Source organism: Pseudomonas sp. FW305-3-2-15-C-LB1 (assembly GCF_058787615.1).
The window spans coordinates 309,811-335,629 of the sequence record NZ_JBYSZX010000006.1; the positions used below are offsets into that span (position 1 = coordinate 309,811).

Genomic DNA, 25,819 nt, shown 5'->3' on the forward strand with positions numbered 1-25,819 from the left:
CCCCACTCCTTATACCGATAGCCTTACCACGTCAGCTGCACCTGCAGCGTGTCGCTGTATGTCCCCCCAGGCTGATTGCCCGGCAATTGCACCCGCCCGTAGATCGGCAGGCTGATATTGTTCGCATCGCTGTAGGCCACGTTGACGCTCTGGTCGATCCCTAGGCCCTGACTGAACGCCGCATCCCGAAACAACTGGTAAGCCACCCGCGCGCTACCGCTATTGAGCTGCAGATTGCGCCCGGTGCTGCTGTGCTGCCCGCCGTCGACGCTCATGCTCAGCGTCACACCCGGTGTGCATTGCAACGTCACGCCCCCCGTCAGCGCCGCCGTGACCGTGCTGGTGGCCAGGGCCGAATGACTGCCATAGGTCAGCGCACCATAATTGGAGCTGCCGCCCACAATCAGGCAGCCCGGGATGATGGTCGCGCTCACCTGGAAACTCTGGCTCGTCACCGCCGACAACGGCAGCGGTACCGCCAGCCCACAGGCCAGCAAGACTCTGAGCCACATTGCTAGAACGTCAGTTCCACGGCCACGGTGTCGGTATAGGTGCCCGCCGGCAGCCCCGCCTTGCCCACCGCCCGACCGTAGAGGTTGACGGTTTGCGCCACGCCGGTACTGGTGGCGAGGGTGATCACACCGTCAATCGCCAGCAGTGCGGAGTGGCCACTGTCGGTGTAGAAATCGTAGGGCACGAAGTTGCCCGCACCGTCGGCCAATGCACGGCTGCCACCGGGGGACGCACCATCATGTGCACCGGCGCGTACCTTGACCGCTGGCGTAGTGCCGCTGGAACACAGGATCGACAACGCGCCACCGGTGCCAGTACCGCCCAGCAACTGGGCATCGGCGTTGGTGAACAGGCTATTGGTGGTGCCGAAATTCAAGCTACCGAAGTTCAACCCGGTAGCCGCGCCCGAACCGTTGACCTGGCAACTGGCGATCAATATCAGGCTGGAGGTGATCTGCCCGGTCACCGTGGTCGCCGCGTTGAGGCTGGAGGCCATCGCCAGGCCCAGTGCGCAAACACCTAATCGCGAAACAAGTACATGCATGGTTTTCATCCTCTTGAGTTACCAGTCCAGTGTCACCGTCAACGTGTCGGTGTAGATCCCTGCCGGTAAGGCACTGGTATTTGCCACCACGGAGCCAAACACCGGGATCGGTATCTGGGTGCCCTTGGCCGCGACAAAATTGCGTTGTTGCCCGATGCTATAGGTGCTGTGCCCCTGCGGGTCGGCGGACAGTCGATAAGGAATCATCTGGCGCCCATTGCTCAGGCGCCGGGTGGTGCCATCGCCGTTGGTGCCGCCGTCGATGGTCACGGTGAAGCTCGAGACCGAGGGGTTGCACGACACCGCCAGGGGCGCCTTGTCGCCAGCGGTGACGCCAGCACCCAATGGGTTGTTCCAGGTCGGGCCCTGACTGCCGAAGTCGAGCATCGCCGTGCCGCCCGTGGGGTTGACCGGCGCGCTCTCCACGCCTTTGCTCACTTCGCAACTGGCGGTGATCACCAGCCGCGCCTGGATGAACCCGCTGGCGACAGCCGCCTGCACGTCGTCTGCCAGCACCAGCAGGCCGCCCATGGCCACCAGGGCCAGGCAACGGCTTACCATGTCACCGTGACCTTGAGCAGGTCGGTGTAGCGGCCGACGGCGGGGATGTCCTTGAGCGGCTCGATGCGACCATAGAGCGGCAGGTCGACGAAGCCTGTGTCCGGCACCCGGCCGCTGAGCGGCACATCCACCGGCAACGGCACGCGCCGCGCCGCGTCGGCATAGATGCGATAGGGAATGGGTTTGGTCGATGAGGTGGCGCTGAGGTAGCGCACTTCGCCGGTGCCACCATGCAGGCCGCCATCGACGCGGACCTGGTACGGCGTGTCGGGGTTGCACTCCAGGCGCGGCTGGCGCTGGCTGATCAGTGCCGCGCTCAGGGGCCCGGCCGGGTCATCCAGACGCGGGCCGCTGCCGAAATCCAGTATGCCCAGTTGCTCGATGCCAGCGCTGCGGGTGGTGCCCACCAACTGGCAGCCCCGCTGCACATCGATACGCACCTCCACCTGGAGCTGTGCACCGTAAGCCGCGTTGCAGAGCATTGCGCCCATGACTGCCAATACTGCTCGTCCCTTCACTGCCCCAGATCCTTGTACAGGGGTGACTGCTGTGTAGAAGGTTAGTCACTCAGCGAGAAACTGCCAGTCTGGACAGGATTATCGGCGTGAGATGCTTTTTCGAGATAGCTGGCAGCGCCCTTCTCTATTGGTCAAAACGCAGCGAGCGCCCTAAAGTGAGCGACCATCGAAATACAGAGTGACTTGCATTGGCCGCGCTTTCCCTGATCCGTCGCCTGCTCGGCCAAAAGCCCGGGCCCCTTGACGCTTCGCCTATTCCCGCGTTTTTTCAGCAAAAGGCCGAGCAACAGGGTTACACCCTGAGCACCGGTCAAACCCGCGCAATTGCCGCCCTGGCCCGGGAAACCCAACAACTGCTCGCCGGCCAGCCCGCCCGCAGCCTGTACCTCCACGGACCCGTGGGTCGCGGCAAAAGCTGGCTGCTGGACGGGTTCTTCCAGGCGTTGCCGATCGCCGAGAAGCAGCGCGTGCACTTCCATGATTTTTTCGCCCAACTGCATCGCGGCATGTTCACGCACCATGCGCAGGACGATGCCCTGGCCGTGACGCTCGATGAACAGTTGGCAGGCTGCCGGGTGCTGTGTTTCGACGAATTCCACGTCCATGATATCGGCGATGCCATGCTGATCACGCGGCTGTTCAAGGCTCTCTTCGAGCGCGGTGTACTGGTGCTGGTGACGTCCAACTATGCACCGCAAGGGTTGCTGCCCAACCCCCTGTACCATGAGCGCTTCAAGCCGGTGATCGACCTGATCGCCGCGCGCATGGAGGTGCTGGAAGTCAGCTCGCCCCAGGACTTTCGCAGCCTGCCCCAGGCCCAGAGCGCGCAACGGTTTACTTGCGGTCAATACGTGTGGCCGGGCACCCCGGACCAGCGCGCGGCGCTCGACCTGCCCGCTGCAGGCAGCCCACCGCGCCCCCTGGACGTCGGCCATCGGACCTTGATGTGCCGCCGCCATGAAGGGCGCAGCATTGCCTTCACCTTCAACGACCTGTGCGAACAACTGACGGCGGTGATGGACTACCTGCTGCTGTGCCAGGACTACGACCACTGGATCATCGACGGCCTGCCTCAACTGGCGAACTGCCCGATTGCCGTGCAACAGCGCTTTATCAACCTGGTGGATGTGCTCTACGACCGCGACAAGCATCTGGTATTGATCGGCGAATTGCCGCTCGAGATTGCCCTGAGCGGCCAGGCCATCGACCTGGCCCGCACCGCCAGCCGTCTCGGACAATTGCAGCAGGCCGCCCCGCAATCCGCGTCCGACCCGCTATCATGAGCGCCTTCCACGCCTTTTTGCCGAGTGACCGCGCCGTTCATGAATACCCTCGCCCAACTCAAGGCCGGCCAATTGGCCGGCATCACGCGCCTTGACCTGTCCTGCGGGCTGACCGAATTCCCCCGGGAAATCTTCGAGCTGGCCGACTCCCTGGAAATCCTCAACCTCAGCGGCAATGCCCTGAGCAGCCTGCCCGACGACCTGCACCGCCTGCCGCACCTGCGCGTGCTGTTCTGCTCGGACAACCGGTTCACCGAGCTGCCGGCTTGCCTCGGTCAATGCGCCAACCTGAGCATGATCGGCTTCAAGGCCAACCAGATCAGCCACGTGCCCGCCGCAGCCTTGCCGCCGCTGCTGCGCTGGCTGATCCTGACCGATAACCGCATCAGCGCGCTGCCCGAGGCATTGGGCGAACGGCCATTGCTGCAAAAACTGATGCTGGCCGGCAACCAGCTGGCGCACCTGCCGCAAAGCCTGGCCAACTGCCACAACCTCGAACTGCTGCGCATCGCCGCCAACCGGTTCACGCACCTGCCAGAGTGGCTGTTGACGCTGCCGAGCCTGACCTGGCTGGCCTACGCCGGTAACCCGGTGGAAATGGCGGTGACGCTGGCGAATGAAGACACCACACCGGAGGTTCCCTGGTCCGAACTGGAACTGGCCGAAGTGCTGGGCGAAGGCGCTTCCGGGGTGATCCGCAAGGCGCTCTGGGCACCGTCAGGAAAGCCCGTCGCCGTTAAGCTTTACAAGGGCAGCATCACCAGCGACGGTTCGCCGCTGCACGAAATGCAGGCCTGTATCGCCGCCGGGCTGCACCCCAACCTGATCAAGGTCGAAGGCCGCGTGGTCGGCCACCCCGATGACCAGGCCGCCCTGGTGATGGACCTGATCGACCCGAGCTACCGCAACCTCGCGGCCCTGCCGAGCCTGGCGTCGTGCACCCGGGATATCTACGCAGCGGACACCCGTTTCAGCCTTGAGGTGGCGTTGCGTATGGCCCGTGGTATCGCCTCGGTAGCGGCGCATCTGCACCGGCACGGCATCACCCATGGCGACCTGTATGGCCACAATATTCTGTGGAATGAAGCAGGTGACTGCCTGCTCGGGGACTTTGGCGCGGCGTCGTTCCATGCCACGGCGAATACCTTGGAAACCAGGGCGTTGCAGCGTATTGAAGTGCGGGCGTTCGGAATTTTGCTGGGGGAATTGTTGGAGCGAGTTGAGGAGCAGGTGAGCAGCGACTTAGTCGAGCTGCAGAAAAACTGCTGTCAGCACGAGGTATTCGCACGGCCTGGATTCGAAGAGATCGAAGCGCTCCTGGAATCAGTCCAACTCCGCTGAGCCGATGTGGGAGGTGGCAAGTCCCCTCCCGCATTGTGAGGGATCAGCCGGCCAGGCCGACGAACATATCCTGCACGTCATCGTGGTTGTCCAGGCCTTCGAGGAAGGCTTCGACTTCCGCCATCTGCTCATCGCTCAAACCGCTCACCGGGTTCTTCGAGAGGTAGCCGAGCTTGGCCGACAACACGGTAAAACCCTGCTCCGGCAAGGCTTTCTGCACGGCGTCGAGGTCGGTGGTCTCGGTGATGAACAGGGTGGTGCCCTCTTCTTCACCTGCTTCGAAATCCTGGGCGCCGGCTTCGATGGCGGCCATTTCCGGATCGGCGTCCGGGCTGTCCGGCGAGGCTTCGATCAGGCCGACGTGGTTGAAGTCCCAGGCCACGGAACCGGAAGCGCCGAGCTGGCCCTTGCGGAAGGCCACGCGGATTTCCGCCACGGTGCGGTTGATGTTATCGGTTACGCATTCGACGATCAGCGGCACCTGGTGCGGGGCGAACCCTTCGTAGGTCACGCGATGGTATTGCACGGTTTCGCCGAGCAGACCGGCGCCTTTCTTGATGGCGCGGTCCAGGGTTTCCTTGGGCATCGAGGCTTTTTTCGCCTGTTCCACCACCAGACGCAGGTGCGCGTTGGTTGCGGTGTCGGCGCCATTGCGGGCGGCAATGGTGATTTCTTTCACCAGCTTGCCGAAGATCTTGCCCTTGGCATTGGCTGCCGCTTCTTTATGTTTGACTTTCCACTGTGCGCCCATGACTCACTCTCTTTATGTCCATCGCGCCCAAACGTCTACTGGCCGGCGCTTTGGGGGCAGAGTTTATAGCGCAAAAACACATCGTTCCACCAAAAATCCGTCAGGGCGCCAACTCGAAAAACGCCTGGATCAGGCGCAATGCGCGACGCCGTTCCATGCAACCGAGCAGGTGCCGGTTCACCAGGCCGTCGCCCAGGATCGGCACGGCGCGCACGCGCGGGTCGGGGCTGACTTCCATCGACGACACCACCCCAACCCCCAATTCGGCAGCCACGGCTTCGGTCACCGCCTCGCGGCTGTCCAGCTCCAGCAACACCTTGGGTTGTACACCGGCAGCCAGGCAAGCACCGTCAAACGTGCGCCGGGTGATGGAGCCGGGTTCGCGCAGCACCATGATGACCTCATGCAGTTGCTCCAGGTGAACGCCCTCGGATTGCCTCGCCCACGGATGCGCCACCGGCACCAGCGCGCAGATCCGCGATTCGGCCAAAGGCTGCAGGTGCAGGCCATTGCGCGGCTCGACCTCGGTCAGCACCGCCACGTCCGCATGCTCGGACAACAGCGCCGCCAGGGTTTCCTGAGCATTGCCCAGGCGCAGGTTCACGGTGATGCCCGGGTAGCGTGCACGCAGGCTGGCGATCATCGGCATCACCAGGTGCGGACCGTCCGCCGCCACTTCCAGGCGTCCGGTGAGCAATTGGCGATTGGCCTCCAGCAGGGTCTGCGCTTCGTCCACCAGGCCGAAGATCGCCCGGGTGATGGCCGCCAGCCGCGTGCCTTCCTCGGTCAGTTCCACCCGCCTGGCGGTGCGGCGCAACAACGCGATCTGGTAGTGCTCCTCCAGGGCCTTGATATGCCCGGTAACCGCTGGCTGGCTGATGAACAGCCGCGCCGCCGCACGGGTAAAACTGCCCTCGCGGGCCACGGCATCGAATGCACGCAGTTGGAACAGGTTCATGGCTATCGGCCTCACTGATAGCTCGCATAACAACAAACAATTTGATTGATGACAAGCCAAACTGCAATTTAGGCGCCGTAGATTCAACCGATGCTTCGCGAGGATTTGTAATGACGACGCCCATCCTGCTGACCCCAGGTCCCCTGACCACCTCGAACCGCACCCGCCAGGCCATGCTGGTGGATTGGGGTTCATGGGACGAGCGCTTCAACCAGCTTACCGCCAGCGTCTGCGAACAGTTGCTGGCAATCATCGACGGCGCCGCGAGCCACCATTGCGTGCCTTTGCAAGGCAGCGGCACCTTCGCCGTCGAAGCGGCCATCGGCACCCTGGTCCCGCGCAACGGCAAGGTGCTGGTGCTGATCAACGGCGCCTACGGCAAGCGCCTGGCGAAAATCTGCGAAATACTGGGCCGCGATTTCAGCACCTTCGAAACCGCCGAGGACCAACCCACCACCGCCGCCGATGTGGGCCGCCTGCTGCACGCCGACAAGACCATTACCCATGTCGCGCTGATCCACTGCGAAACCAGCACCGGTATTCTCAACCCATTGGCCGAGATCGCCCAGGTGGTGAAACACCACGGCAAGCGCCTGATCGTCGATGCCATGAGTTCCTTCGGCGCGTTGCCCATCGATGCCCGCACGGTGCCATTCGACGCCCTGATCGCCGCCTCCGGCAAGTGCCTGGAAGGCGTGCCGGGCATGGGTTTTGTCTTCGTCGACAAACAGGCGTTGGCCGCCGCCGAAGGCAACTGCCACTCCCTGGCACTGGACCTGTTCGACCAGCACAGCTACATGGCCAGGACCGGCCAATGGCGCTTCACCCCACCGACCCACGTGGTGGCGGCCCTGCATGAAGCGCTGCTGCAATACGCCGAGGAAGGCGGCCTGCCCGCACGTCATCAACGCTACGCCCATAACTGCAAGGCACTGCTGGACGGCATGGCCGAACTGGGCCTGCGCAGTTTCCTGCCGGCCGCCATCCAGGCGCCGATCATCGTCACCTTCCACGCGCCCCAGGACCCGCGCTACCAGTTCAGGGATTTCTACGAACGGGTCAAGGCCAGGGGGTTCATCTTGTATCCGGGCAAACTGACCCAGGTGGAAACCTTCCGCGTGGGCTGCATCGGCCATGTCGATGCCAACGACATGCACGCCGCCGTCACCGCCATCGCCGACGGATTGCAGGCCATGGGTCTCACCCTCTCATCGATTGGAGCACACGCATGAACTACCAGAACCCCAACGCCCTGCAAGCCGTGATCCTCGATTGGGCCGGCACCGTGGTCGACTTCGGCTCCTTCGCCCCCACGCAGATCTTTGTCGAAGCCTTCGCCGAATTCGACGTGCAAGTCTCCATCGAAGAAGCCCGTGGCCCGATGGGCATGGGCAAGTGGGATCACATCCGTGCCTTGTGCGATCAGCCGCACGTCGCCGAGCGCTACCGCAAGGCCTTCGGTCGCACGCCCACCGACGATGACGTGACGGCCATCTATCAACGCTTCATGCCGTTGCAGATCGAGAAGATCGCCGAGCACTCGGCGCTGATTCCCGGCGCCCTCGACACCCTCGCCCGGCTGCGGGTGCAAGGCATCAAGATCGGTTCCTGCTCCGGCTACCCCAAGCAAGTGATGGACAAGGTGGTCGCCCTGGCCGCCACCAACGGCTATATCGCCGACCATGTGGTCGCCACCGACGAAGTGCCCAACGGTCGCCCATGGCCGGCCCAGGCGCTGGCCAACGTCATCGCCCTGGGCATTGACGATGTGGCGGCATGCGTGAAGGTCGACGACACCGTGCCGGGCATCCTCGAAGGGCGGCGCGCCGGCATGTGGACCGTGGCCCTGACCTGCTCCGGCAATGCACTGGGTTTGACCTACGAACAGTTCCGTGCCCTGGATGCCGCGACTCTGGCCAGCGAGCGCAAGCGCATCGAAGCAATGTTCGAAGGTTCACGTCCGCATTACTTGATCGACACCATCAACGACTTGCCTTCTGTCATCACCGCCATCAATGCGCGCCTGGCCCGTGGGGAAATGCCGCAGAGCGACTGATAGAAGTCAACATCACGGCACTTACCCCAGGCAATCCGCTCAAAACCGGCATACAGTTAAAGGACTCCATCGCCAAAGAATGGAGGTATGCCCTGATGAGTGAGGAACCCAGCGATGCCGTGGAAAAACTCCGATACACGCTACAGCACCATGTCGATTGCGTTGCACTGGTTGATGGTGGTGCTACTGGCGGTGGTCTACGCCTGCATTGAGTTACGCGGACAGTTTCCCAAAGGCAGCGGTGCACGAACGTTGATCGTCGAGATGCACTTCATGTTCGGCCTTACCGTGTTTGTGCTGGTGTGGCTGCGCCTGTTCGCGCGCAGCCTGGGGGTAGCGCCAAAGATCGTACCGGCGCCGCCGCCGTGGCAGAGCCTGCTGGCAACCCTGATGCACTTTGCCCTGTACGCATTGATGATCGGCATGCCGATCGCCGGCTGGCTGATTGTCAGTGCCGAGGGGCATTCAGTGATGTTCTATGGCATTGAATTGCCGCCGCTGATCGCGGAAAACAAGGCGCTGGCCAAGCAGATTGAAGGCTGGCATGTGCTGTTCGGCAAGATCGGTTACTGGTTGATCGGCCTGCATGCATTGGCCGGGATCGCTCACCACTACATCCTGCGGGATAACACCGCGTTGCGGATGATGCCGGGCAAGCGCGCTAACCCTTGAAGCCGCGCCGGCCCTGGAGGCCGCCGGTGTGGACGAAGACCAGACGAGTGCCGGGTGCGAAGCGTCCGGCTTCGATTTGCACCTTCAAGGCCAGTAACGCCTTGCCGGTGTAGAGCGGTTCCAGGGGCACGCCGCAGGCTTGTTGCGTGGTCTCGATGAAGTCGAGCAGCTCGGCGTCGACTTTGGCGAAGCCACCTCGGCTGGCGTCCAGCAGTTCATAGCCGCCCTGCACGATGGCCTCGACGTTCTGCGCCACACCATGATCGTCCGACACCGCCATGGCGCCGTACACCGGGTGCGCGCCCGCCTCTGCCAGCGCCAGGCCGGCCAGGGTGGTGCCGGTGCCTGCGGCCAGCCACCAGGCGTCGTAATCCGTCCAGCCCACGCTGTGCAACTGCACACGCACCTGCTCGACCAGCACCGCGCAACCCAGGGCGCCCGCACGGCCACCGCCGCCCTCGGGCACGGGGTGCAGGTGGGGATATTGCTCACGCCACGGCAACCAGAAACCCGGTTCATGCCGCGCGCGATAACCGCCATAACCCAGCCAATGCAACTGCATGCCAAAAGCTTTCAAGTCGAGGACGGTGGCCGTGTCTTGCGGGTGCCCACGCAGCAGGCCGACGGTAGGGAAACCGAAGCGCTTGCCGGCGGCAGCCAAGGCATGCAGATGGTTGGAGTAAGCCCCGCCCAGGCTGATCAGGCCACGAGCGGCCTGCGCCTGCGCCAGATGCCCGGTGAGCTTGAACCACTTGTTGCCGCTGATCAGCGGGTCGATGCGATCCAGGCGCAGCACGGCCAGCTCGACACCTCTGAGCCAATCCAGATACAGCGGTTCAAGCGGTGCGTGGGGAAGCCAATCGAAGGGACCCATCGGGCGGGATCTGCATGAAAAACGGGGCGGTAGTCTACCACCGCCCCGCACCGGGTCTTATAGCTCGGCCGCGAGGCGCGAGCCCTGGTTGATGGCGCGCTTGGCGTCCAGCTCGGCCGCCACATCGGCGCCGCCGACCAGGTGTACGTTCTGGCCGGCGGCGACCAGGCCGTCCTGCAATTCGCGCAACGGGTCCTGGCCGGCGCAAATGACGATGTTGTCCACCGCCAGCACCTGGGGTTCGCCCTCGGCGCCAATGCGGATGTGCAGGCCGGCATCGTCGATCTTCAGGTACTCGACACTGTTGAGCATCTGCACCTGCTTGTTCTTCAAACCAGTACGGTGGATCCAGCCGGTGGTCTTGCCCAGGCCGTCGCCGACCTTGGAGGTCTTGCGTTGCAGCAGGAACACCTCACGCGCCGGGGCATGGGGTTGCGGCTTGATCCCGGCCACGCCACCACGGGCTTGCAACTGGGTGTCGATGCCCCATTCCTTCCAGAACGCTTCGCGGTCCAGGCTGGTGGACACGCCCTGATGCACGAGGAACTCAGACACGTCGAAACCGATACCGCCCGCGCCGATCACCGCCACGCGCTTGCCGACCGGTTTGCGCTCCAGGATCACATCCAGGTAGCTCAGCACCTTGGCGTTGTCGATCCCCGGGATCGCCGGGGTGCGTGGCGCGATACCGGTCGCCAGGATGATCTCGTCATAGCCGCCCGCCGCCAGTTGCGCCACGTCCACGCGGGTGTTGAGGCACAGCTCCACATGGGTGGTCTGCAATTTGCGCTTGAAATAGCGCAGGGTTTCGAAGAACTCCTCTTTGCCCGGCACCCGCTTGGCGATGTTGAACTGGCCGCCGATCTCGCTGGCGGAATCGAACAAGGTCACGTGGTGGCCACGCTCGGCGGCCACCGTCGCAGCGGCCAGGCCGGCAGGACCGGCACCGACCACGGCGATCTTCTTGACCTGCTGGACGGGCAAATAGTTGAGCTCGGTTTCGTAGCACGCCCGTGGGTTGACCAGGCAAGTGGTCAGCTTGCCGCCAAAGGTGTGGTCCAGGCACGCCTGGTTGCAGCCGATGCAGGTATTGATCTCATCGGCGCGGCCGGCGGCGGCCTTGTTGACGAACTCCGGGTCGGCCAGGAACGGGCGTGCCATGGAGACCATGTCGGCATCGCCTTCGGCCAGGATCTGCTCGGCGATTTCCGGGGTGTTGATACGGTTGGTGGTGATCAACGGAATCTGCACCGCCCCGCGCAGCTTGGCGGTGACTTTGCTGAACGCGCCACGCGGCACCTTGGTGGCGATGGTCGGGATGCGCGCTTCGTGCCAGCCGATACCGGTGTTGATGATCGTCGCACCGGCGCCCTCGATGGCCTTGGCCAACTGCACGATTTCTTCCCAGGTGCTGCCGCCTTCCACCAGGTCGAGCATCGACAGGCGGAAGATGATGATGAAATTCGGACCCACGGCTTCACGCACACGACGCACGATTTCCACTGCCAGGCGCATGCGGTTTTCGTAGCTGCCACCCCAGCGGTCGGTGCGGTGGTTGGTGTGGGCCGCGAGGAACTGGTTAATGAAGTAGCCTTCGGAGCCCATGATTTCCACGCCATCGTACTCGGCGACCTGGGCCAGCAGCGAGCAGGTGACGAAATCCTGGATCTGCTTCTCGATGCCCTCTTCGTCCAGCTCCTTGGGCTTGAACGGGTTGATCGGCGCCTGGATCGCACTCGGCGCGACCTGTTTGGGGCTGTAGGCATATCGGCCGGCGTGGAGGATCTGCATGCAGATCTTGCCACCCGCCGCGTGCACCGCCTGGGTCACGATCTTGTGTTTTTGTGCTTCTTCCTCGGTGGTCAGCTTGGCTGCGCCGGCGTACACCCCGCCCTCATCATTCGGGCCAATGCCGCCGGTGACCATCAGGCCCACGCCGCCCTGGGCGCGCTCGGCAAAATAGGCAGCCATGCGTTCGAACCCGCCGGGTTTCTCTTCAAGGCCAGTGTGCATCGAACCCATCAGGGTACGGTTGCGCAAAGTGGTAAAACCCAGGTCCAACGGGGCCAGCAGATGCGGGTAGGCAGCAGCGGTCATGGTCAAGCTCCACAACGGATCATCACGGGGTGTGACGGGCTCGTGCGACCCGCCATCGGTTTATGTCCCACAGACTAAGAGGCGGTGGATGACGGCTCAATGACTGAAACTGACAAGTTATTGATCCAAATGCACAGCGCCCCTTGGCAAGCCCGCCCATGGGCCCTACCCTAGTCGGCGAACCCTGCACACGGTCTGTTGTCTGTTCCCCCATGCGTAAACTTCTTGCTCTTACCGTCTCCCTGGCGCTGGTTGCCGCCATCGCCGCCTATCTGGTCTGGACCCAGGAACGCCCCGTGGCGCATTACCTGTCGGACCTGCGGATCACCCTCGCCGTCAACGAAGGCCTGCCTGCCGACCGTGGCAACCTGCTGGGCATCCAGCCGGAACTGTTCCCCGCCGACTACCAGAGCCTGGAACGCCTGCACCTGAAGCTCGCGGCGTACTTGCAAAAAGCCCGGGACCAGGGGCTGATCAATGACAAGACCATCGTGGTGCTGCCCGAACATATCGGCACCTGGCTGATGCTCACCGGCGAAAAAAACGAGGTGTACCAGGCGCTCCATGTGAAAGATGCGATGAACTGGCTGTCGGTCAGCAACCCGCTGCTGTTCGCCCGCGCCTGGATCAGCGCCACCGGCGACAATCGCACCGACGACGCCTACCTGCGCATGAAAGCCTCGGGCATGGCACGGGACTATCAGCTGTTGTTCGGCGGCCTGGCCAAGGAGTTCGGCGTTACGTTGGTGGCCGGCTCCATCACCCTGCCGAACCCGAGCGTGAGCCAGGGTCAACTGCAGGTCGGCCATGGCGCCTTGTATAACGCCAGCGTGGTGTTTGCCGCCGACGGCTTGCCGATCGGCGATCCGCAGCGCCAGCTCTACCCGATCTACGATGAGCGCGGCTTCATCAAGCCTGGCGATGAAAACATCGTCAGCGTGGTCGACACTCCGGCCGGGCGCCTGGGGGTGCTGGTCGGCAGCGACAGCTGGTACCCGGACAACTACCGCAAGCTCAACGAACAAGGCGCGCAATTGATCGCGGTGCCAGCCTTTGTGCTGGGTCGCGATACCTGGGACCGTCCGTGGCGCGGCTTCAAAAGCGTGTCCACCCCGACCGAAATCAGCCTCAAGCCCGAAGAACTCAGTGAAGGCGAAGCCTGGCGCCGTCTTACGCTGATCAGCCAGCAACCGATCAGCCAGGCCAGCGCCGGCATGAGCGTGTTCCTGCGCGGGCAGTTCTGGGACCTGGGCACCGCCGGGCACAGTTTTCTCAGCAGCAACGGGCAAATCAGCGCCGATGGCGAGGCCCGTGGCGCGCGCTTGTTGAATATCTGGCTGTGAAACCGGTACGGCTGGGGGACCTGTCGGTGGGCTTCGTGCACAGCCTGGCCGATGCCATCAGCAGCCACGGCCTGGACCCGCAGCCGCTGCTACTGCAATACGGACTCGACTCGGCGCGCCTCGCCGAAGCCGGTGCACGCTTGTCGATCCCGCGTTACATGCGCCTGGGCCACGCCGCCATCCAGCTCACCGGCGACCCGGGCCTGGGCCTGCGCATGGGCCAGCTCAGCCGCTTGAGCCAGGCGGGGCTCGCCGGCGTCACCGCCGACCAGGCGCCCAACGTGCGCGAGGCGGCGCGCGCATTAACGCGTTTCGAGGCGCTGTACGGCTCCAACTATCGCGGGCAGTCGAGCTTCGTCGAGGATGCCGAGGGCGCCTGGTTGCGCTTCTACTCCATCAGCCCCTACAACGCCTACAACCGCTTCGTGGTGGACTCGATCATCGCCGGCTGGCTGCATCAGTTGTCGAGCCTGGCCCGGCAACCGGTGCAGGCGCAGCGTATCGACATCGAGTTCGAGGCGCCGGAGTACAGCGAACGCTACGACGCGCTGGGAGACGTTCACTTCGGTGCCGACGCCAATCAACTGCGCCTCAGCCAGCACACCCTGGCCCTGCGCAACCCGCAGCACTGCCCCAGTACCTGGAACCTGTTGTTGCAGCTGTGTGAGCGAGAGTTGGAGCAACTGACCCGCACCCGCAGCCTGCGCGAGCGCATTACCCGTTTGCTCGGGCCGATGCTCAATGGCGGCCGGGAACCCGACCTGGAAGAAGTGGCGGCACGCTTGAAGCTGCCGACCTGGACGCTGCGCCGCAAACTGGCCGATGAAGGCACTCAGTTTCGCGCGATTCTCAACGACACCCGTCGTGACCTGGCCATGACCTACATCCGCGACACGGAACTGGCGTTCGGCGAGATCGCCTACTTGCTCGGCTTTGCCTCGGCCCAGGCATTTCAACGGGCCTTCAGGCGGTGGAACAACCAGACCCCAGGGGAATTTCGCCGCAGTCAGCGGCATTCCGCCTGAAGTCTTTATTACAGCTCTGTTGCATCGTCTGCCGGTTCCAGCGGGTCCAACTCAATCGCGTGGTACTCAAGCAGTTCTTCCTGGTAATCGTCCATGGCGGACTCCTTCTTGCGTTAACAGGGGTTGCAGATAAATGACCTGCATCACCAGCCTAAAGTGCCGTGATGACGAAAAAATGTCGACGTCATGACGTTCCTGCACTCAAGGATTAAACGTAGCAGCGCTGCAGGGATTTAGCACCCGAGGAATGAGGCACTATTGCAATCATTGCAATTGCAATTAAATGCGAATTTCCATTAGGGTATGGGCATTCGTCGCCAGGTGACCCTCTCCATGACCGCCGCTACCGCACACGCCGCGCAGCTCTGTATCGACGCCTTGAGCACTGCCACCCCCGCCAGCCGGTCACCGTTGCACACCGTGATCAGCATGGCCAGCACCCTCGAATCCAGCCGCCAGGCCTGGGTGATCCACGGCCAGTCGCACTCCCGACGCGTGGGTAACTGGCCCGCCTGGTTCGCCCGCAACGCCGTGGAAAAACCCTTGCTGTACCTGCACAGCGCGCACTCGGCGGCACAGTTGAGCGCGCTATCGAACGTTACCCGGCAGCGCGGCATCCTGTGCAACGACATTGAAAACCAGCCCTCCCGGTGGCCCAAAGGTGCGCAGCCGTCCTTGCCGTTGTGGCTGGCCACTCATCCGCGCTGTACCCCGTATGACCCGGCCTCGGGGGAAGAAGCCCGCGCGATTGTGCTCGCGGCGTTGCGAAGCCTGTATGTCGAGGGCAAGCCCGGTTTCTATTACCTCGCGTTGCACGATCAGGACAGTGCAGCGCCGTTGGGCGAGCAGGACCGGGAGGCCGCGCTCAAGGGCATGTACCCACTCCAGCGCAACAGCCCCTTCGATGTGCGATTGCTCGGCGCAGGCCGCGCGCTTGACGAGGTGGTGCACGCCAGGCGCTTGCTCAAACAGCACTGGAACATCAGCGCGCAGCCATGGAGCTGCCCCAGCTACACACGACTGGCCCGCGAGGCAGCGGCCGCTGAACGCTGGAATCGCCTGCACCCAAGACTGCCCAAGCGCGGTTGCCATTTGCGTGATTGCCTGGCGGGGACCGCTGCGCCGGTAATTGCGGTGACCGGGTATCCGCAGGCGATTGTCGATCAGTTGGGGGCGCACGTGGATGCACGCTTTGTGGCGCTGGGCGCGGGGTCGGTACAGGCGGCGGCGCCGAGTCGATATTGGATCGTGGTATCGGCGCTCAGGGCATTGGCGGATGAAGGGCGGATCGACACACGGCAAGTGCAGGACGCGATGAAGCGCTATGCAGTGGAATGCGAGTGACGGCAAGGCAGCGCCGCAGGGTTTCAGATTTTGCGGCGACTGCGGGTCTGCACGCCCGCCTCCATCGCCAGCCCGGCGGTGCGCTCCAACGCGTCGGCGAAGCCCTGGCGCTGCTCGGGCTCAATCTGCGACAGAAACAACTCATCCACCGTGCTTTCGTAGATCTTCCACATCTTTTTACGCAGCACCCGACCGGCCTCGGTGATCGAGGCAAACGCCGCGCGGCCATCACCGTCGGAGCGGGAACGTACCACCAGACCGTCCTTTTCCAGGCGGTCGACCAGCCGCGTGAGGTTGTAGCGTTCGATGGCCAGCACGTCGGCCAATTCGTGCATGCGGCGGGTGCCGTCGGGGCCGCTTTCCAGCCCCCATAGCGCGTCGTACCAGGCGTACGGCGGCAGGTCCGCCTCAGCCAGGCGACGCTCGATTTCACGGATGACCGTCCTGTGGGCCCTGACAAAACGGAACCATACATCCGGCTCTTTCGACGACATGCAACACCATCCGGAGAATTTCAAGAAGGTTGCAATAGTAGCTCATCCCGCGCTAGATTCGGTCATGTAGTTGCAATTGCAATTATATTTACCGGCACTCCCACAAGGAGCCCGCCACTTCAAACCTGCCTACCCTGGAGCCTCACATGACCCCGAACAACGCTGTCAGACGCGACGACGACCCACAGGAAACCCGCGAGTGGCTGGAGTCCATCGAATCGGTGTTGTCCACTGAATGCCGGCCCCGCGCGCACTACCTGATCGATCAGTTGCTGGATTTCGACGTGGCGCGGCATGGCGACTTCTACGGGCGGGTGACCACGCCGTACGTCAATACCCTCCCGGTGGACCGTCAGTTGCCCTACCCCGGCAACCTGGCCATCGAACGCCGTATCAATGCGTTTATCCGCTGGAATGCCATGGCAATGGTGTTGCGTGCAGGCAAGCACTCAGGGGTGGGTGGGCATATCGCAACCTATGCGTCAGCCGCCGTGCTCTACGACGTAGGCTTCGACCACTTCTTTCGTGGCCGTACCGAGCACTTTGACGGCGACCTGGTGTACATCCAGGGCCACTCCTCCCCCGGCATTTATGGCCGCGCCTACCTGGAGGGCCGCATCAGCGAAGCGCAACTCGACAACTTTCGCCGTGAGGCCGGTGGCGAGGGTATTTCGTCCTACCCGCACCCACGGCTGATGCCGGACTTCTGGCAATTCCCCACCGTGTCCATGGGCCTTGGCCCGATCACTGCCGCTTACCAGGCGCGCTTCATGCGCTACCTGGAACTGCGCGACCTCAAACCCCACCAGGGGCGCAAGGTCTGGGCCTTCCTCGGTGATGGCGAAATGGACCAGCCGGAATCCCTGGCCGCCATTTCCCTGGCCGGGCGCGAGAAACTCGACAACCTGATCTTTGTGGTCAATTGCAACCTGCAACGCCTGGACGGCCCGGTGCGCGGTAATGCCAAGGTGATCCAGGAGTTCGAAAGCCTGTATCGCGCCGCCGGTTGGAACGTGATCAAAGTGATCTGGGGCGGTGGTTGGGACGCCCTGCTGGACAAAGACCACAGCGGCCTGCTGCGCCAACGCATGATGGAATGCGTGGACGGCGACTATCAGAACTACAAGTCGCAGAACGGCGCTTATGTGCGCGAACATTTCTTCGGCAAATACCCGGAGTTGCTGGCATTGGTTGCGGACATGTCCGACGACGAAATCTGGAAGCTCTCACGGGGCGGGCATGACCCGGACAAGGTCTACAACGCCTACGCCGCCGCTGTGCGCCATAGCGGCCAGCCTACGGTGATCCTGGCGAAAACCGTCAAGGGTTTCGGCATGGGTGAAGCCGGCGAAGGCCAGAACATCAACCATCAATTGAAGAAGATGGGCGCAGACGCGGTAAGAGCCTTCCGCGATCGTTTTGGCCTGGAAGTCGCGGACGAGCAACTCGCCGACATTCCCTACCTCAAGCCCGCCGCCGACAGCGAAGAAGCCCGTTACTTCGCTGCGCGCCGCCAGGCCCTGGGCGGCTATGTACCGGCACGCCACAGTGCGGTCGAACCCTTGCAGATCCCCGAACTCGCCGCCTTTGCCACCCAGCTCAAGGACACCGGCGAACGGGCGATCTCCACCACCATGGCCTTTGTGCGCATCCTCGGCACCCTGCTCAAGGACCCGCACCTGGGCAAACTGATCGTGCCTATCGTGCCGGACGAGTCGCGCACCTTTGGCATGGAAAGCCTGTTCCGTCAGATTGGCATCCACTCCGCCGTAGGCCAGCTCTACACCCCGCAGGACGCAGGGCAACTGAGCTACTACAAGGAAAGCAAGGACGGACAGATCCTGCAGGAAGGCCTGAATGAATCCGGCGCCATTTCCTCGTGGATCGCGGCCAGTACGTCCTACAGCAACCACGGCTTGATGACGGTGCCGTTCTATATCTTCTACTCGATGTTCGGCTTCCAGCGGGTCGGCGACCTGGCCTGGGCCGCCGGCGATGCACGGGCACGCGGTTTTTTGCTGGGGGCCACGGCCGGCCGCACCACGCTGATGGGCGAAGGCTTGCAGCATGACGATGGACACAGCCATATCCTGTCGTCGGTGATTCCGTGCTGCGTGTCCTACGACCCGACATTTGCCTACGAGCTGGCGGTGATCATTCGCGAAGGCATGCGGCGGATGTACGTGGAACAGGAGGACATCTACTACTACATCACCCTGCTCAACGAGAATTACCCGCACCCGGCGATGCCCGAAGGGGTGGAAGACGGGATTCTGAAGGGCATGTACCCGCTCAAGACCAGCGAGCAGGCCCGGGTGCAACTGATGGGCAGTGGCTCAATCCTGCGCGAAGTGATCGCGGCGGCCGAGCTGCTTGAGCAGGACTTCGGCGTGCACAGCACTGTGTGGAGCGCCACCAGCCTCACCGAATTGCGCCGCGACGGGCATGCAGCCGAACGCTGGAACCTGCTGCACCCGCAGAGCGAGCCACGGGTAAGTTATGTGGAGCAATGCCTGGCCGGGCAGAACGGGCCGGTGGTGGTGGCGACGGACTACATGAAGCTGTTCGCCGATCAGATCCGCCCCTTTGTCCACGGCCGACGCTTTGTGGCACTGGGCACGGACGGCTTCGGGCAATCGGATACCCGTGACACCCTGCGCGCGTTCTTCGAAGTGGACCGGTATTTCATCGCGCTGACAGCCTTGAAGGCGTTGGCGGATGACGGCGTTATCGGTCGTGAAAAAGTCAGTGAAGCCATCAGCCGCTACGGGATCAACGTCGACAAGGTCAACCCCGTGGCGGTATGAATTACTGCGCCGGTGTCGGCAGGGGCGGAATCGCTTCTGTCGGTGCCGGCAGGTCCGGGTTACTGGTAGCCGGCGCGGGTTCCGCCTGCGGCGCAATCGGCGCGGCCTCGGCAGGCGGCGTGACGGGCTGGGAAACGGCAGGCTCCTCCTTCGGCGATTCGGTTTTCTCTGCTGCCGGTGCGGTTTTAGGTTCCGGCACACCCAGCTCGGCTTTCGGCTGCTCGGGGATATGCGCGGCCTTCTTCACTTCCTGAGGCAAGAACACGTCCACCAGCGCAAAATAGCGCTCGTAGAATTTCGGTGCCGAAACGGTCTCGCTCGCCACCTTCACCATCGAGTCATCGGTGGAACCGATCGGCATCGACACCGAACCCAGCACGCCCACGCCCAGGCTCGCGGAGTTGTTGACCTTCTTCAGCGCGTAACGGTCCTGCAAGGCGTTGGCGAACATGGTGGAGTGATTGGTACCTTTGCCATCGTCGGCACACACCACGTTGAAGCTGATCTGCAAGTGGGTCTCGCCGGTCTGCTGGAAGCTCTTGTTACCCACCACCAGTTTCGGATCGCTGCTGGTGATGATATAGCCCTGGCTCAGCAAGGCACGTCGCGCCGCTTCGCACGCCGCCACATCGGTGACCGGGTAATCGCGGGAAAACGTACCGGAGTCGTCGAAATTCTCATGTTCATAAATGGCGGTCTTGGGTGACGAGCAGCCCGCGGCGCCCGCCAGCACCAGCGCCAGCCCGAGGCTACGCAAGTGAAATGATGTCGACATTGAAAATCCTGAGGAAAACGGTCCGGGCGGTATTGTGCAACAGAACGAGGCCTTGGCGCGCGCATTCCTGTCGGTAAAACGTCACAGCCTTACCTTACGCCGCCCGTAGGAAAAAGACCTGCACACATATGATCAATAAACACGCGCAACTTGACCGAAGCATGGCGACTTGATGGCCATAACATCCAGAAACTGCCTCGGTGTTCCAGAAAATCATCCAGCACCCTTTGCAGGCGCCCCTCCTGCACGGCCTGTTCGACCATGTAGTCCGGCAGGCAGGCGATCCCCAACCCGTCGAGCACCACATGCTTGAGGGACTCGATGGTGGTACTGACCAACGGAGTACGCAGGACCGGCTCCGACGCGCCGGGGGCCAGGCGTAACGGCCAGGGTTCCAACTTGCCAGTGGCGCAGAACTTGTGGCGCAGGCAGGCATGGCCGTTCAAGTCCTGCGGCTGCCGTGGGGTGCCGTGCTGGCGAAAATAGGCTGGCGTACCCACCAGCACCAACCGGTAATGCCCCAGGTGGCGTGCCATCAAGCGCGAATCTTCCGGCTTGCCGGTGCGAATCACCGCATCGAAACCTTCCTCGATCACGTCCACCATGCGGTCGGAAAAATCCACATCCAACTCGATCTCCGGGTACGCACGCATGAAATCACTGAGCACCGGCATCAGCAGGCCACGCACCTGTGGCACACTGATGCGCAGCGTGCCACGGGGCGTGGCACTGGCGTCTGTCAGCTCCCGCTCAGCCGCCTCGACCTCGGCCAGGATCCTGCGCGAACGCTCCAGCAATAGCGCACCTTCGCTAGTCAAAGTGATGCTGCGGGTGCTGCGATGAAACAGCCGCACGCCCAGGCGGTCTTCCAGCCGCGCAATGCTTTTGCCGACGGCCGACGACGACACACCCAACACGCGCCCGGCGACGGTGAAGCTACGCGTTTCTGCCACCTGCACGAATACAGAGAGGCTACCCAGACTGTCCATGGGTGAATCCTTGGAAATTACGGACACAAGCGTCCGATAAGTTCGGAACCTTAGCCTGTTTTTCCGCAGATCACAGCCCTCTACTCTGCCGGCTGCCCTTTTGCATGGATAGAGCGCGATGACCTCCCTCACCGATTCCCCCGTGACCGCCCGAAAAGAAACACTGCCGCTGGGAGGATTACTGGCCCTGGCCAGCGCCGGCTTTATCACTATCCTCACCGAAGCCATGCCCGCCGGGCTCCTGCCGCAGATGGGCGAAGGCCTGGGCGTGTCGCCCGCGCTGGTCGGTCAATTGGTTACACTGTACGCCCTTGGATCACTGCTGGCGGCCATCCCCCTGACACTGTTGACCCGAAGCTGGCGACGCCGCCCGTTGTTGCTGATCGCGATCGGCGGCTTTGCCCTGGTCAACAGTGTGACCGCGCTATCCGGCCACTATGGGCTGACGCTGGTGGCGCGCTTCTTTGCCGGTGTATTCGCCGGACTGCTGTGGGCGCTGTTGGCGGGCTATGCCAGCCGAATGGTCGCGCCCCACCTGCAGGGCCGGGCCATCGCAGTTGCGATGCTGGGTGCACCGCTGGCCCTGTCGCTGGGTGTGCCCGCCGGCACCTTTCTGGGGGCTGCGGTTGGCTGGCGCCTGAGTTTTGCAATCATGACCGGGCTGACGCTGGTGCTACTGATCTGGGCACGCCTGCAACTGCCGGATTTCGCCGGCGAACCAGCGGGCAACCGCTTGGGGCTGCATCAAGTGTTCAGCTTGCCGGGTATCCGTCCGGTGCTATGGGTAACCTTTACCTACGTGCTTGCCCACAACATTCTCTACACCTACATCGCGCCGCTGCTGGTGCCGGCGGGGATTGCCGCCGATATTGACCAAGTGCTGCTGGTGTTTGGCCTTGCCGCGTTGCTGAGCATCTGGCTGGCGGGTGTATTGATTGATCGGTGGTTACGCCCGTTACTGCTGATCAGTTGTGCGCTGTTCGGTCTGGTCGCCTTGGCGCTGGCGTTCTGGATGAACCTGCCGGCGGCTATCTACCTCGCGGTCGCGCTGTGGGGCCTGGCGTTCGGCGGGTTGCCCGCGTTGCTGCAAACCGCACTGGCCAAATCGGCAGGTGAGTCGGCGGACCCCGCGCAATCGATGCTGGTGACCGTGTGGAACCTGGGCATCGCTGGCGGCGGCCTCGCGGGCGGGGTGCTGCTCCAGGGCTGGGGCGTCGCCGCATTTCCCTGGGCGGTGGTGTTGCTGATGCTGTGGGCATTGGCCGGGGCGTCGAGAGGCGCCCGCAGTTGAAGAATCAATAAGACCCTACCTGGCTGAGCGCCACGGCCGAAAGATACAGACCGGCACCAAACACGCCATGGGACAGCACACTGCGCAGGCGATTTCTCCAAGGTGTTGGTGTGCGAGACGCCGCCACACCCGCGCCCATCGCGGGCTGCATCACGAAGTAAGGGATCACCACCGTCAGCGTGCCCACCATCAACGCAGGCAACCATTGGGGATCATGCAGCCATTGCACGCCGTAGATACTCACCAACAGCGCCGCAAAGGCGATACCCACGGCATAGTGAATCGCCCAGCCCAGCGCCGATTCGCCGCGTACCGGCGAGGCCTTGCCGATACTGGCATGGGCAAGCGTGCCGTGACGCAGGTGGCCGGCCCAGCGGCCCACCATCGAGTAATCGAGCGTTGTAATGCCCAAGCCTTTGAGAATCATCGACCACACATCCATCACGACAGTCGCCCCGATCCCGATCAATACCAGCCTTACACCTTCTTCCATCGACAACATGACCTGCCCTCCGATTGATGAGCCCCTCGTTCACAGGCAGGATAGAAGTTGAAGTCAACTTCAAGTCAAGGGAGGCATCATGGATATCTCGGAAGTGGCCCGGCGTACGGGGCTGCCCTCCTCCACCGTGCGGTTTTACGAGAAGGCCGGGTTGATCACCGCGACCAGTGCCCCAGGGGAACGGCGCCACTTCAGGCCCGCAGTGCTCGATCAATTGGCGCTGATCGCCCTCGGACAAGCCGGCGGCCTGTCGCTGGATGAAATCCGCAGCATGCTGCCCTTCGAGGGCGTATTGCAGGTGGACAGACAGCTGTTGCTGGACAAGGCCGACAGCATCGACGCGACCATCAAGCGCCTGAAAGCGATGAGTCAGGGCTTGCGGCATGCGGCGGACTGCCCGGCACCTGACCATGGGCAATGCCCGAATTTCCAGCGCTTGGTCAAGGTCGCGGCAGGCACGCTGAAAAGGAGCAGAACGGCGCGTACCCCATCGGGCAGTCCACTCCAGCGCCCATAAAAAAGCCCCCGGTCTTTTCAGGCCGGGGGCTTTTGAGTCAAACCGACATCAGAACTTCTTGATGTCAGCCTTGGTTTCCAACTGCTTGCGGTAGGCCGCGAAGTCCTGCTGACCGACACGGGAAGCGAGGAAGCGGCGGTATTGCGCCTTTTCTTCGTCCGTTGGCGCAGCGGCTTCGTTGACGCCGTTCAGGCGCACGATGACCAGGCTACCATCCGCCAGGGTCACGGTGGTGAAGGTCGGCTTGTCCTTCGCCGCAGGCTTGGGCATGCGGAACAGGGCTTGCAGCACGGCAGGGTCGATCGCTTCCTGGCTACGGGTAGCGGCTTCAGTGACCTTCCAGGCCTGGCCGTCGACCGGCTGGTTCAGCGGGGTCTTGCCATCACGCAGGCTGGCGATCAGCTCGTCAGCGTGAGTCTTGGCAGCCGCGCTGGCGCGTTCCTTGGCCATCTGGGTGCGGATCGCCGCTGCGACGCTTTCCAGCGGCAGTTGCGAAGGCTTCAGGTGCTCTTTGGCACGCAGCACGATGATGGTTTCCGGGTCCAGCTCGATAGCGCTGCTGTTGGCACCCTCATCCAGCACTTCCGGGCTGAACGCAGCGGTGACCACGGCCCGGTTGGCCGCAACACCTTCGCCTCCTTCACGGCCAAACGGCGCGGAGGTGTGTACAGTCAGTTTCAGGTCGGACGCCGGCTGGGCCAGGTCGGAGGCTTCGAATGCCGCATCTTCCAATTGTTTGGTCGCTTCGACATAACGCTGCTCGACCTGCTGGGTCTTGAGCTCTTTGGTCAGCTTGTCTTTCAGGCTGGCAAAGGTCGGCACTTGCGGTGCTTCAACGCCGAGCAGCTTGATCAGGTGCCAACCGAAGCTGCTGCGAACCGGTGCCGATACCTGGTCCTTGTTCAACGCGTACAAGGCGGTTTCGAAGTCCGGGTCGTAGACGCCAGGGCCGGCAAAGCCCAGGTCACCGCCGTTGCTGGCCGAGCCTGGATCCTGGGAGAACTCCTTGGCCAGGGCTTCGAACTTCTCACCCTTGGCCAGGCGTGCCTGGATTTCTTCGATCTTGGCCTTGGCTTGCGCGTCGGTGGTCTTGTCGTTGACTTCAATCAGAATGTGCGCGGCACGACGCTGCTCAGCGAGGTTGGCGATTTCTTTCTGATAGGCGGCCTGCAACTCATCGTCCTTCACGGTGACCTGGTCGAAGAAGGAAGACTTCTTCAGTTCCAGATAGTCGATGACCACTTGATCAGGGGTCATGAACTCTTTGGCATGCTGGTCGTAGTAAGCCTTGACCTCGTCGTCGGTGAGTTTCACCGCGGCAGGGTTGGCCTTGATGTTGACGGTGGCGAAATCGCGGGTCTGCTTTTCCAGGCGGGCGAATGCCAGGACTTCCGCGTCGGTCACAAAACCGCTGCCGGCGATGCCTGCGCGAACCTGGCCGATCAGCATTTCCTGGGTCAGCATCTGACGGAACTGCATACGGGTGTAGCCCAGTTGGCGAATGACCTGGTCAAAGCGGTCAGGGCTGAACTTGCCGTCCACCTGGAATTCCGGCGTCTGCAGGATCACCTGGTCCAGTGCAGCTTCGGAGAAGCCAAACTTGGAGTCGGCGGCGCCTTGCAGCAGCAGCTTGCGATCGATCAGGCCCTTGAGGGCCGCGTCGCGCAGCAGTTTTTCGTCCAGCAGCGAAGCATCGAAATCCTTGCCCAGCTGTTGCATCAGCTGGCGGCGTTGCATGTCGACGGCCTGGCTCAGTTCGGTCTGGGTGATTTCTTCACCGTTGACCTTGGCCACGTCCTGCTTGTTGTTACCCGAAGCCTGGAAAATGGCCTCGATACCGGTGAACGCCATCAACGCGACGATGATCCCGATAATGGTCTTGGCAATCCAGCCTTGTGAATTGTCCCTGATATTTTGCAGCATGCGTCCCCCAGAAACGGTTGAACTTCAAGAATAGGCAACCGTGGAGCGTGGGTAGAGTACGGATATAAGAAAGGCGCATCCAAGGATGCGCCTTCTCGCAACTGGCGGAGCGGACGGGGGTTTTCGTTCTCCCCCCGGCTTGGCGACCCGATGAATACCTGGGTCTGCTGGCCGCTCCGCTGCCAGGTCGAACCTGCGTCCGACCCGGGTAGGTAAAGGCTTGGTCGAAGCTTAGTTAACGGCTTCTTTCAGGGCTTTACCGGCTTTGAAACCTGGTTTCTTGGCGGCAGCGATTTGCAGTGGGTCGCCAGTCTGTGGGTTACGGCCAGTGCGAGCTGGGCGGTGAGTCACAGAGAACGTACCGAAGCCTACCAGTACCACGGAGTCGCCGGCCTTCAGAGCGCCAGTGACGGATTCGATTACTGCATCCAGCGCACGGCCAGCAGCAGCTTTCGGGATATCAGCGGATGCAGCGATAGCATCAATCAGTTCCGACTTGTTCACTCTAAGTCCCCTTATATATCTATTGAGTATGATTCTAAGTTTTTTGGTGAAAGCAAAAACCAGTGCTGAATGGCCTACAGACACTTAAGAGCCGCTTTATAACAAGGGCTCTAAAAAGCTGTCAAGGAAGCCCCCAG

25 protein-coding genes are annotated in these 25,819 nt (G+C 62.7%); 11 read left to right on the forward strand and 14 right to left on the reverse strand.

Annotation, left to right across the window (positions count from 1 at the left end; all coding sequences use genetic code 11):
• Positions 1-23: 23 nt before the first annotated feature.
• From AC3WP7_RS14915 to AC3WP7_RS14930, 4 genes are read right to left on the reverse strand one after another with little or no spacing between them, the layout of a single operon-like run.
• Entirely contained in the window at positions 24-512 is a 489-nt protein-coding gene (locus AC3WP7_RS14915) for a Csu type fimbrial protein (RefSeq protein ID WP_092244824.1), read from the reverse strand.
• A 2-nt stretch (positions 513-514) separates the two neighbouring features.
• Positions 515-1,057: a Csu type fimbrial protein gene (locus tag AC3WP7_RS14920; protein ID WP_034107216.1), complete on the reverse strand. Its 543-nt coding sequence runs from the start codon at positions 1,055-1,057 to the stop codon at positions 515-517.
• 18 nt (positions 1,058-1,075) lie between these two features.
• A complete protein-coding gene (locus AC3WP7_RS14925; protein ID WP_092244821.1) occupies positions 1,076-1,618 on the reverse strand; it encodes a Csu type fimbrial protein in 543 nt (180 codons plus the stop codon).
• Entirely contained in the window at positions 1,612-2,109 is a 498-nt protein-coding gene (locus AC3WP7_RS14930; protein WP_442963906.1) for a Csu type fimbrial protein, read from the reverse strand. Before AC3WP7_RS14930 ends, AC3WP7_RS14925 begins: the two co-directional genes overlap by 7 nt.
• Positions 2,110-2,324: 215 nt before the next feature.
• Here AC3WP7_RS14930 and zapE point away from each other — a divergent pair, with 215 nt between their 5' ends.
• Positions 2,325-3,419 carry a cell division protein ZapE gene (gene zapE / locus AC3WP7_RS14935; RefSeq protein WP_102591746.1) on the forward strand — a complete coding sequence of 365 codons (1,095 nt, stop codon included), beginning with the start codon at positions 2,325-2,327 and terminating at the stop codon, positions 3,417-3,419.
• A gap of 39 nt (positions 3,420-3,458) precedes the next feature.
• Positions 3,459-4,760 (forward strand): protein kinase, encoded by a 1,302-nt coding sequence (locus AC3WP7_RS14940; protein ID WP_102591809.1) that lies wholly within the window; start codon positions 3,459-3,461, stop codon positions 4,758-4,760.
• Positions 4,761-4,803: 43 nt separating this feature from the next.
• Here the strand turns inward: AC3WP7_RS14940 and AC3WP7_RS14945 are convergent, their stop codons facing one another.
• Positions 4,804-5,511 carry a YebC/PmpR family DNA-binding transcriptional regulator gene (locus AC3WP7_RS14945; protein WP_058423896.1) on the reverse strand — a complete coding sequence of 236 codons (708 nt, stop codon included), beginning with the start codon at positions 5,509-5,511 and terminating at the stop codon, positions 4,804-4,806.
• Between the two features lie 100 nt (positions 5,512-5,611).
• Positions 5,612-6,469, reverse strand: coding sequence for a LysR substrate-binding domain-containing protein (locus AC3WP7_RS14950; RefSeq protein WP_092244811.1), 858 nt, complete (start codon positions 6,467-6,469; stop codon positions 5,612-5,614).
• Between the two features lie 110 nt (positions 6,470-6,579).
• On the opposite strand from AC3WP7_RS14950, the gene AC3WP7_RS14955 reads away from it, so the two are divergent.
• The 3 genes from AC3WP7_RS14955 (at position 6,580) to AC3WP7_RS14965 (ending at position 9,197) form a co-directional block, all read left to right on the forward strand.
• The gene (locus tag AC3WP7_RS14955) at positions 6,580-7,701 is read left to right on the forward strand and encodes a 2-aminoethylphosphonate--pyruvate transaminase (RefSeq protein WP_102591745.1); all 1,122 of its coding nucleotides are present in this window, start codon (positions 6,580-6,582) and stop codon (positions 7,699-7,701) included.
• The gene (phnX, locus tag AC3WP7_RS14960) at positions 7,698-8,525 is read left to right on the forward strand and encodes a phosphonoacetaldehyde hydrolase (protein WP_092244805.1); all 828 of its coding nucleotides are present in this window, start codon (positions 7,698-7,700) and stop codon (positions 8,523-8,525) included. Before AC3WP7_RS14955 ends, phnX begins: the two co-directional genes overlap by 4 nt.
• Positions 8,526-8,639: 114 nt before the next feature.
• On the forward strand, positions 8,640-9,197 hold the full coding sequence (locus tag AC3WP7_RS14965) for a cytochrome b (protein WP_071492016.1): 558 nt from the start codon (positions 8,640-8,642) through the stop codon (positions 9,195-9,197).
• Here AC3WP7_RS14965 and AC3WP7_RS14970 read toward each other — a convergent pair.
• Both AC3WP7_RS14970 and AC3WP7_RS14975 read right to left on the reverse strand, forming a co-directional pair.
• On the reverse strand, positions 9,187-10,071 hold the full coding sequence (locus AC3WP7_RS14970; protein ID WP_102591744.1) for a 1-aminocyclopropane-1-carboxylate deaminase/D-cysteine desulfhydrase: 885 nt from the start codon (positions 10,069-10,071) through the stop codon (positions 9,187-9,189). The genes AC3WP7_RS14965 and AC3WP7_RS14970 overlap by 11 nt on opposite strands.
• Positions 10,072-10,128: 57 nt before the next feature.
• The gene (locus tag AC3WP7_RS14975; RefSeq protein WP_093527990.1) at positions 10,129-12,168 is read right to left on the reverse strand and encodes an NADPH-dependent 2,4-dienoyl-CoA reductase; all 2,040 of its coding nucleotides are present in this window, start codon (positions 12,166-12,168) and stop codon (positions 10,129-10,131) included.
• A gap of 212 nt (positions 12,169-12,380) precedes the next feature.
• Between AC3WP7_RS14975 and AC3WP7_RS14980 the strand changes: the two genes are divergently transcribed.
• From AC3WP7_RS14980 to AC3WP7_RS14990, 3 genes are all read left to right on the forward strand, one after another.
• Positions 12,381-13,511, forward strand: coding sequence for a carbon-nitrogen hydrolase family protein (locus AC3WP7_RS14980; protein ID WP_093124140.1), 1,131 nt, complete (start codon positions 12,381-12,383; stop codon positions 13,509-13,511).
• Positions 13,508-14,536, forward strand: coding sequence for an AraC family transcriptional regulator (locus tag AC3WP7_RS14985; protein WP_092244794.1), 1,029 nt, complete (start codon positions 13,508-13,510; stop codon positions 14,534-14,536). The genes AC3WP7_RS14980 and AC3WP7_RS14985 overlap by 4 nt, the downstream gene beginning before the upstream one ends.
• A gap of 333 nt (positions 14,537-14,869) precedes the next feature.
• Positions 14,870-15,880 carry a transketolase-like TK C-terminal-containing protein gene (locus AC3WP7_RS14990; RefSeq protein WP_102591808.1) on the forward strand — a complete coding sequence of 337 codons (1,011 nt, stop codon included), beginning with the start codon at positions 14,870-14,872 and terminating at the stop codon, positions 15,878-15,880.
• A 23-nt stretch (positions 15,881-15,903) separates the two neighbouring features.
• Here the strand turns inward: AC3WP7_RS14990 and AC3WP7_RS14995 are convergent, their stop codons facing one another.
• Positions 15,904-16,374, reverse strand: coding sequence for a MarR family winged helix-turn-helix transcriptional regulator (locus AC3WP7_RS14995; protein WP_071492022.1), 471 nt, complete (start codon positions 16,372-16,374; stop codon positions 15,904-15,906).
• A gap of 146 nt (positions 16,375-16,520) precedes the next feature.
• Between AC3WP7_RS14995 and aceE the strand changes: the two genes are divergently transcribed.
• Positions 16,521-19,181 (forward strand): pyruvate dehydrogenase (acetyl-transferring), homodimeric type, encoded by a 2,661-nt coding sequence (gene aceE, locus AC3WP7_RS15000; protein WP_102591743.1) that lies wholly within the window; start codon positions 16,521-16,523, stop codon positions 19,179-19,181.
• 1 nt (position 19,182) lies between these two features.
• Here aceE and AC3WP7_RS15005 read toward each other — a convergent pair whose 3' ends face one another.
• Together AC3WP7_RS15005 and AC3WP7_RS15010 are read right to left on the reverse strand one after the other, a co-directional pair.
• A complete protein-coding gene (locus AC3WP7_RS15005) occupies positions 19,183-19,956 on the reverse strand; it encodes a DUF2242 domain-containing protein (protein ID WP_092244788.1) in 774 nt (257 codons plus the stop codon).
• An 89-nt stretch (positions 19,957-20,045) separates the two neighbouring features.
• Complete coding sequence (locus tag AC3WP7_RS15010) at positions 20,046-20,945, reverse strand: LysR family transcriptional regulator (RefSeq protein WP_092244785.1); 900 nt, start codon at positions 20,943-20,945, stop codon at positions 20,046-20,048.
• Between the two features lie 118 nt (positions 20,946-21,063).
• Here AC3WP7_RS15010 and AC3WP7_RS15015 point away from each other — a divergent pair, with 118 nt between their 5' ends.
• Positions 21,064-22,236: an MFS transporter gene (locus AC3WP7_RS15015; protein ID WP_102591742.1), complete on the forward strand. Its 1,173-nt coding sequence runs from the start codon at positions 21,064-21,066 to the stop codon at positions 22,234-22,236.
• Between the two features lie 4 nt (positions 22,237-22,240).
• On the opposite strand, the gene AC3WP7_RS15020 is transcribed toward AC3WP7_RS15015, so the two are convergent.
• Positions 22,241-22,738 (reverse strand): DUF2938 domain-containing protein, encoded by a 498-nt coding sequence (locus AC3WP7_RS15020; protein ID WP_093124161.1) that lies wholly within the window; start codon positions 22,736-22,738, stop codon positions 22,241-22,243.
• A gap of 79 nt (positions 22,739-22,817) precedes the next feature.
• On the opposite strand from AC3WP7_RS15020, the gene AC3WP7_RS15025 reads away from it, so the two are divergent.
• Positions 22,818-23,255: a helix-turn-helix domain-containing protein gene (locus AC3WP7_RS15025; RefSeq protein WP_102591741.1), complete on the forward strand. Its 438-nt coding sequence runs from the start codon at positions 22,818-22,820 to the stop codon at positions 23,253-23,255.
• A 48-nt stretch (positions 23,256-23,303) separates the two neighbouring features.
• Here AC3WP7_RS15025 and AC3WP7_RS15030 read toward each other — a convergent pair whose 3' ends face one another.
• Both AC3WP7_RS15030 and AC3WP7_RS15035 read right to left on the reverse strand, forming a co-directional pair.
• Entirely contained in the window at positions 23,304-25,178 is a 1,875-nt protein-coding gene (locus AC3WP7_RS15030; protein WP_093124165.1) for a SurA N-terminal domain-containing protein, read from the reverse strand.
• Between the two features lie 231 nt (positions 25,179-25,409).
• The gene (locus tag AC3WP7_RS15035) at positions 25,410-25,697 is read right to left on the reverse strand and encodes an HU family DNA-binding protein (protein WP_492561381.1); all 288 of its coding nucleotides are present in this window, start codon (positions 25,695-25,697) and stop codon (positions 25,410-25,412) included.
• Positions 25,698-25,819: the final 122 nt, after the last annotated feature.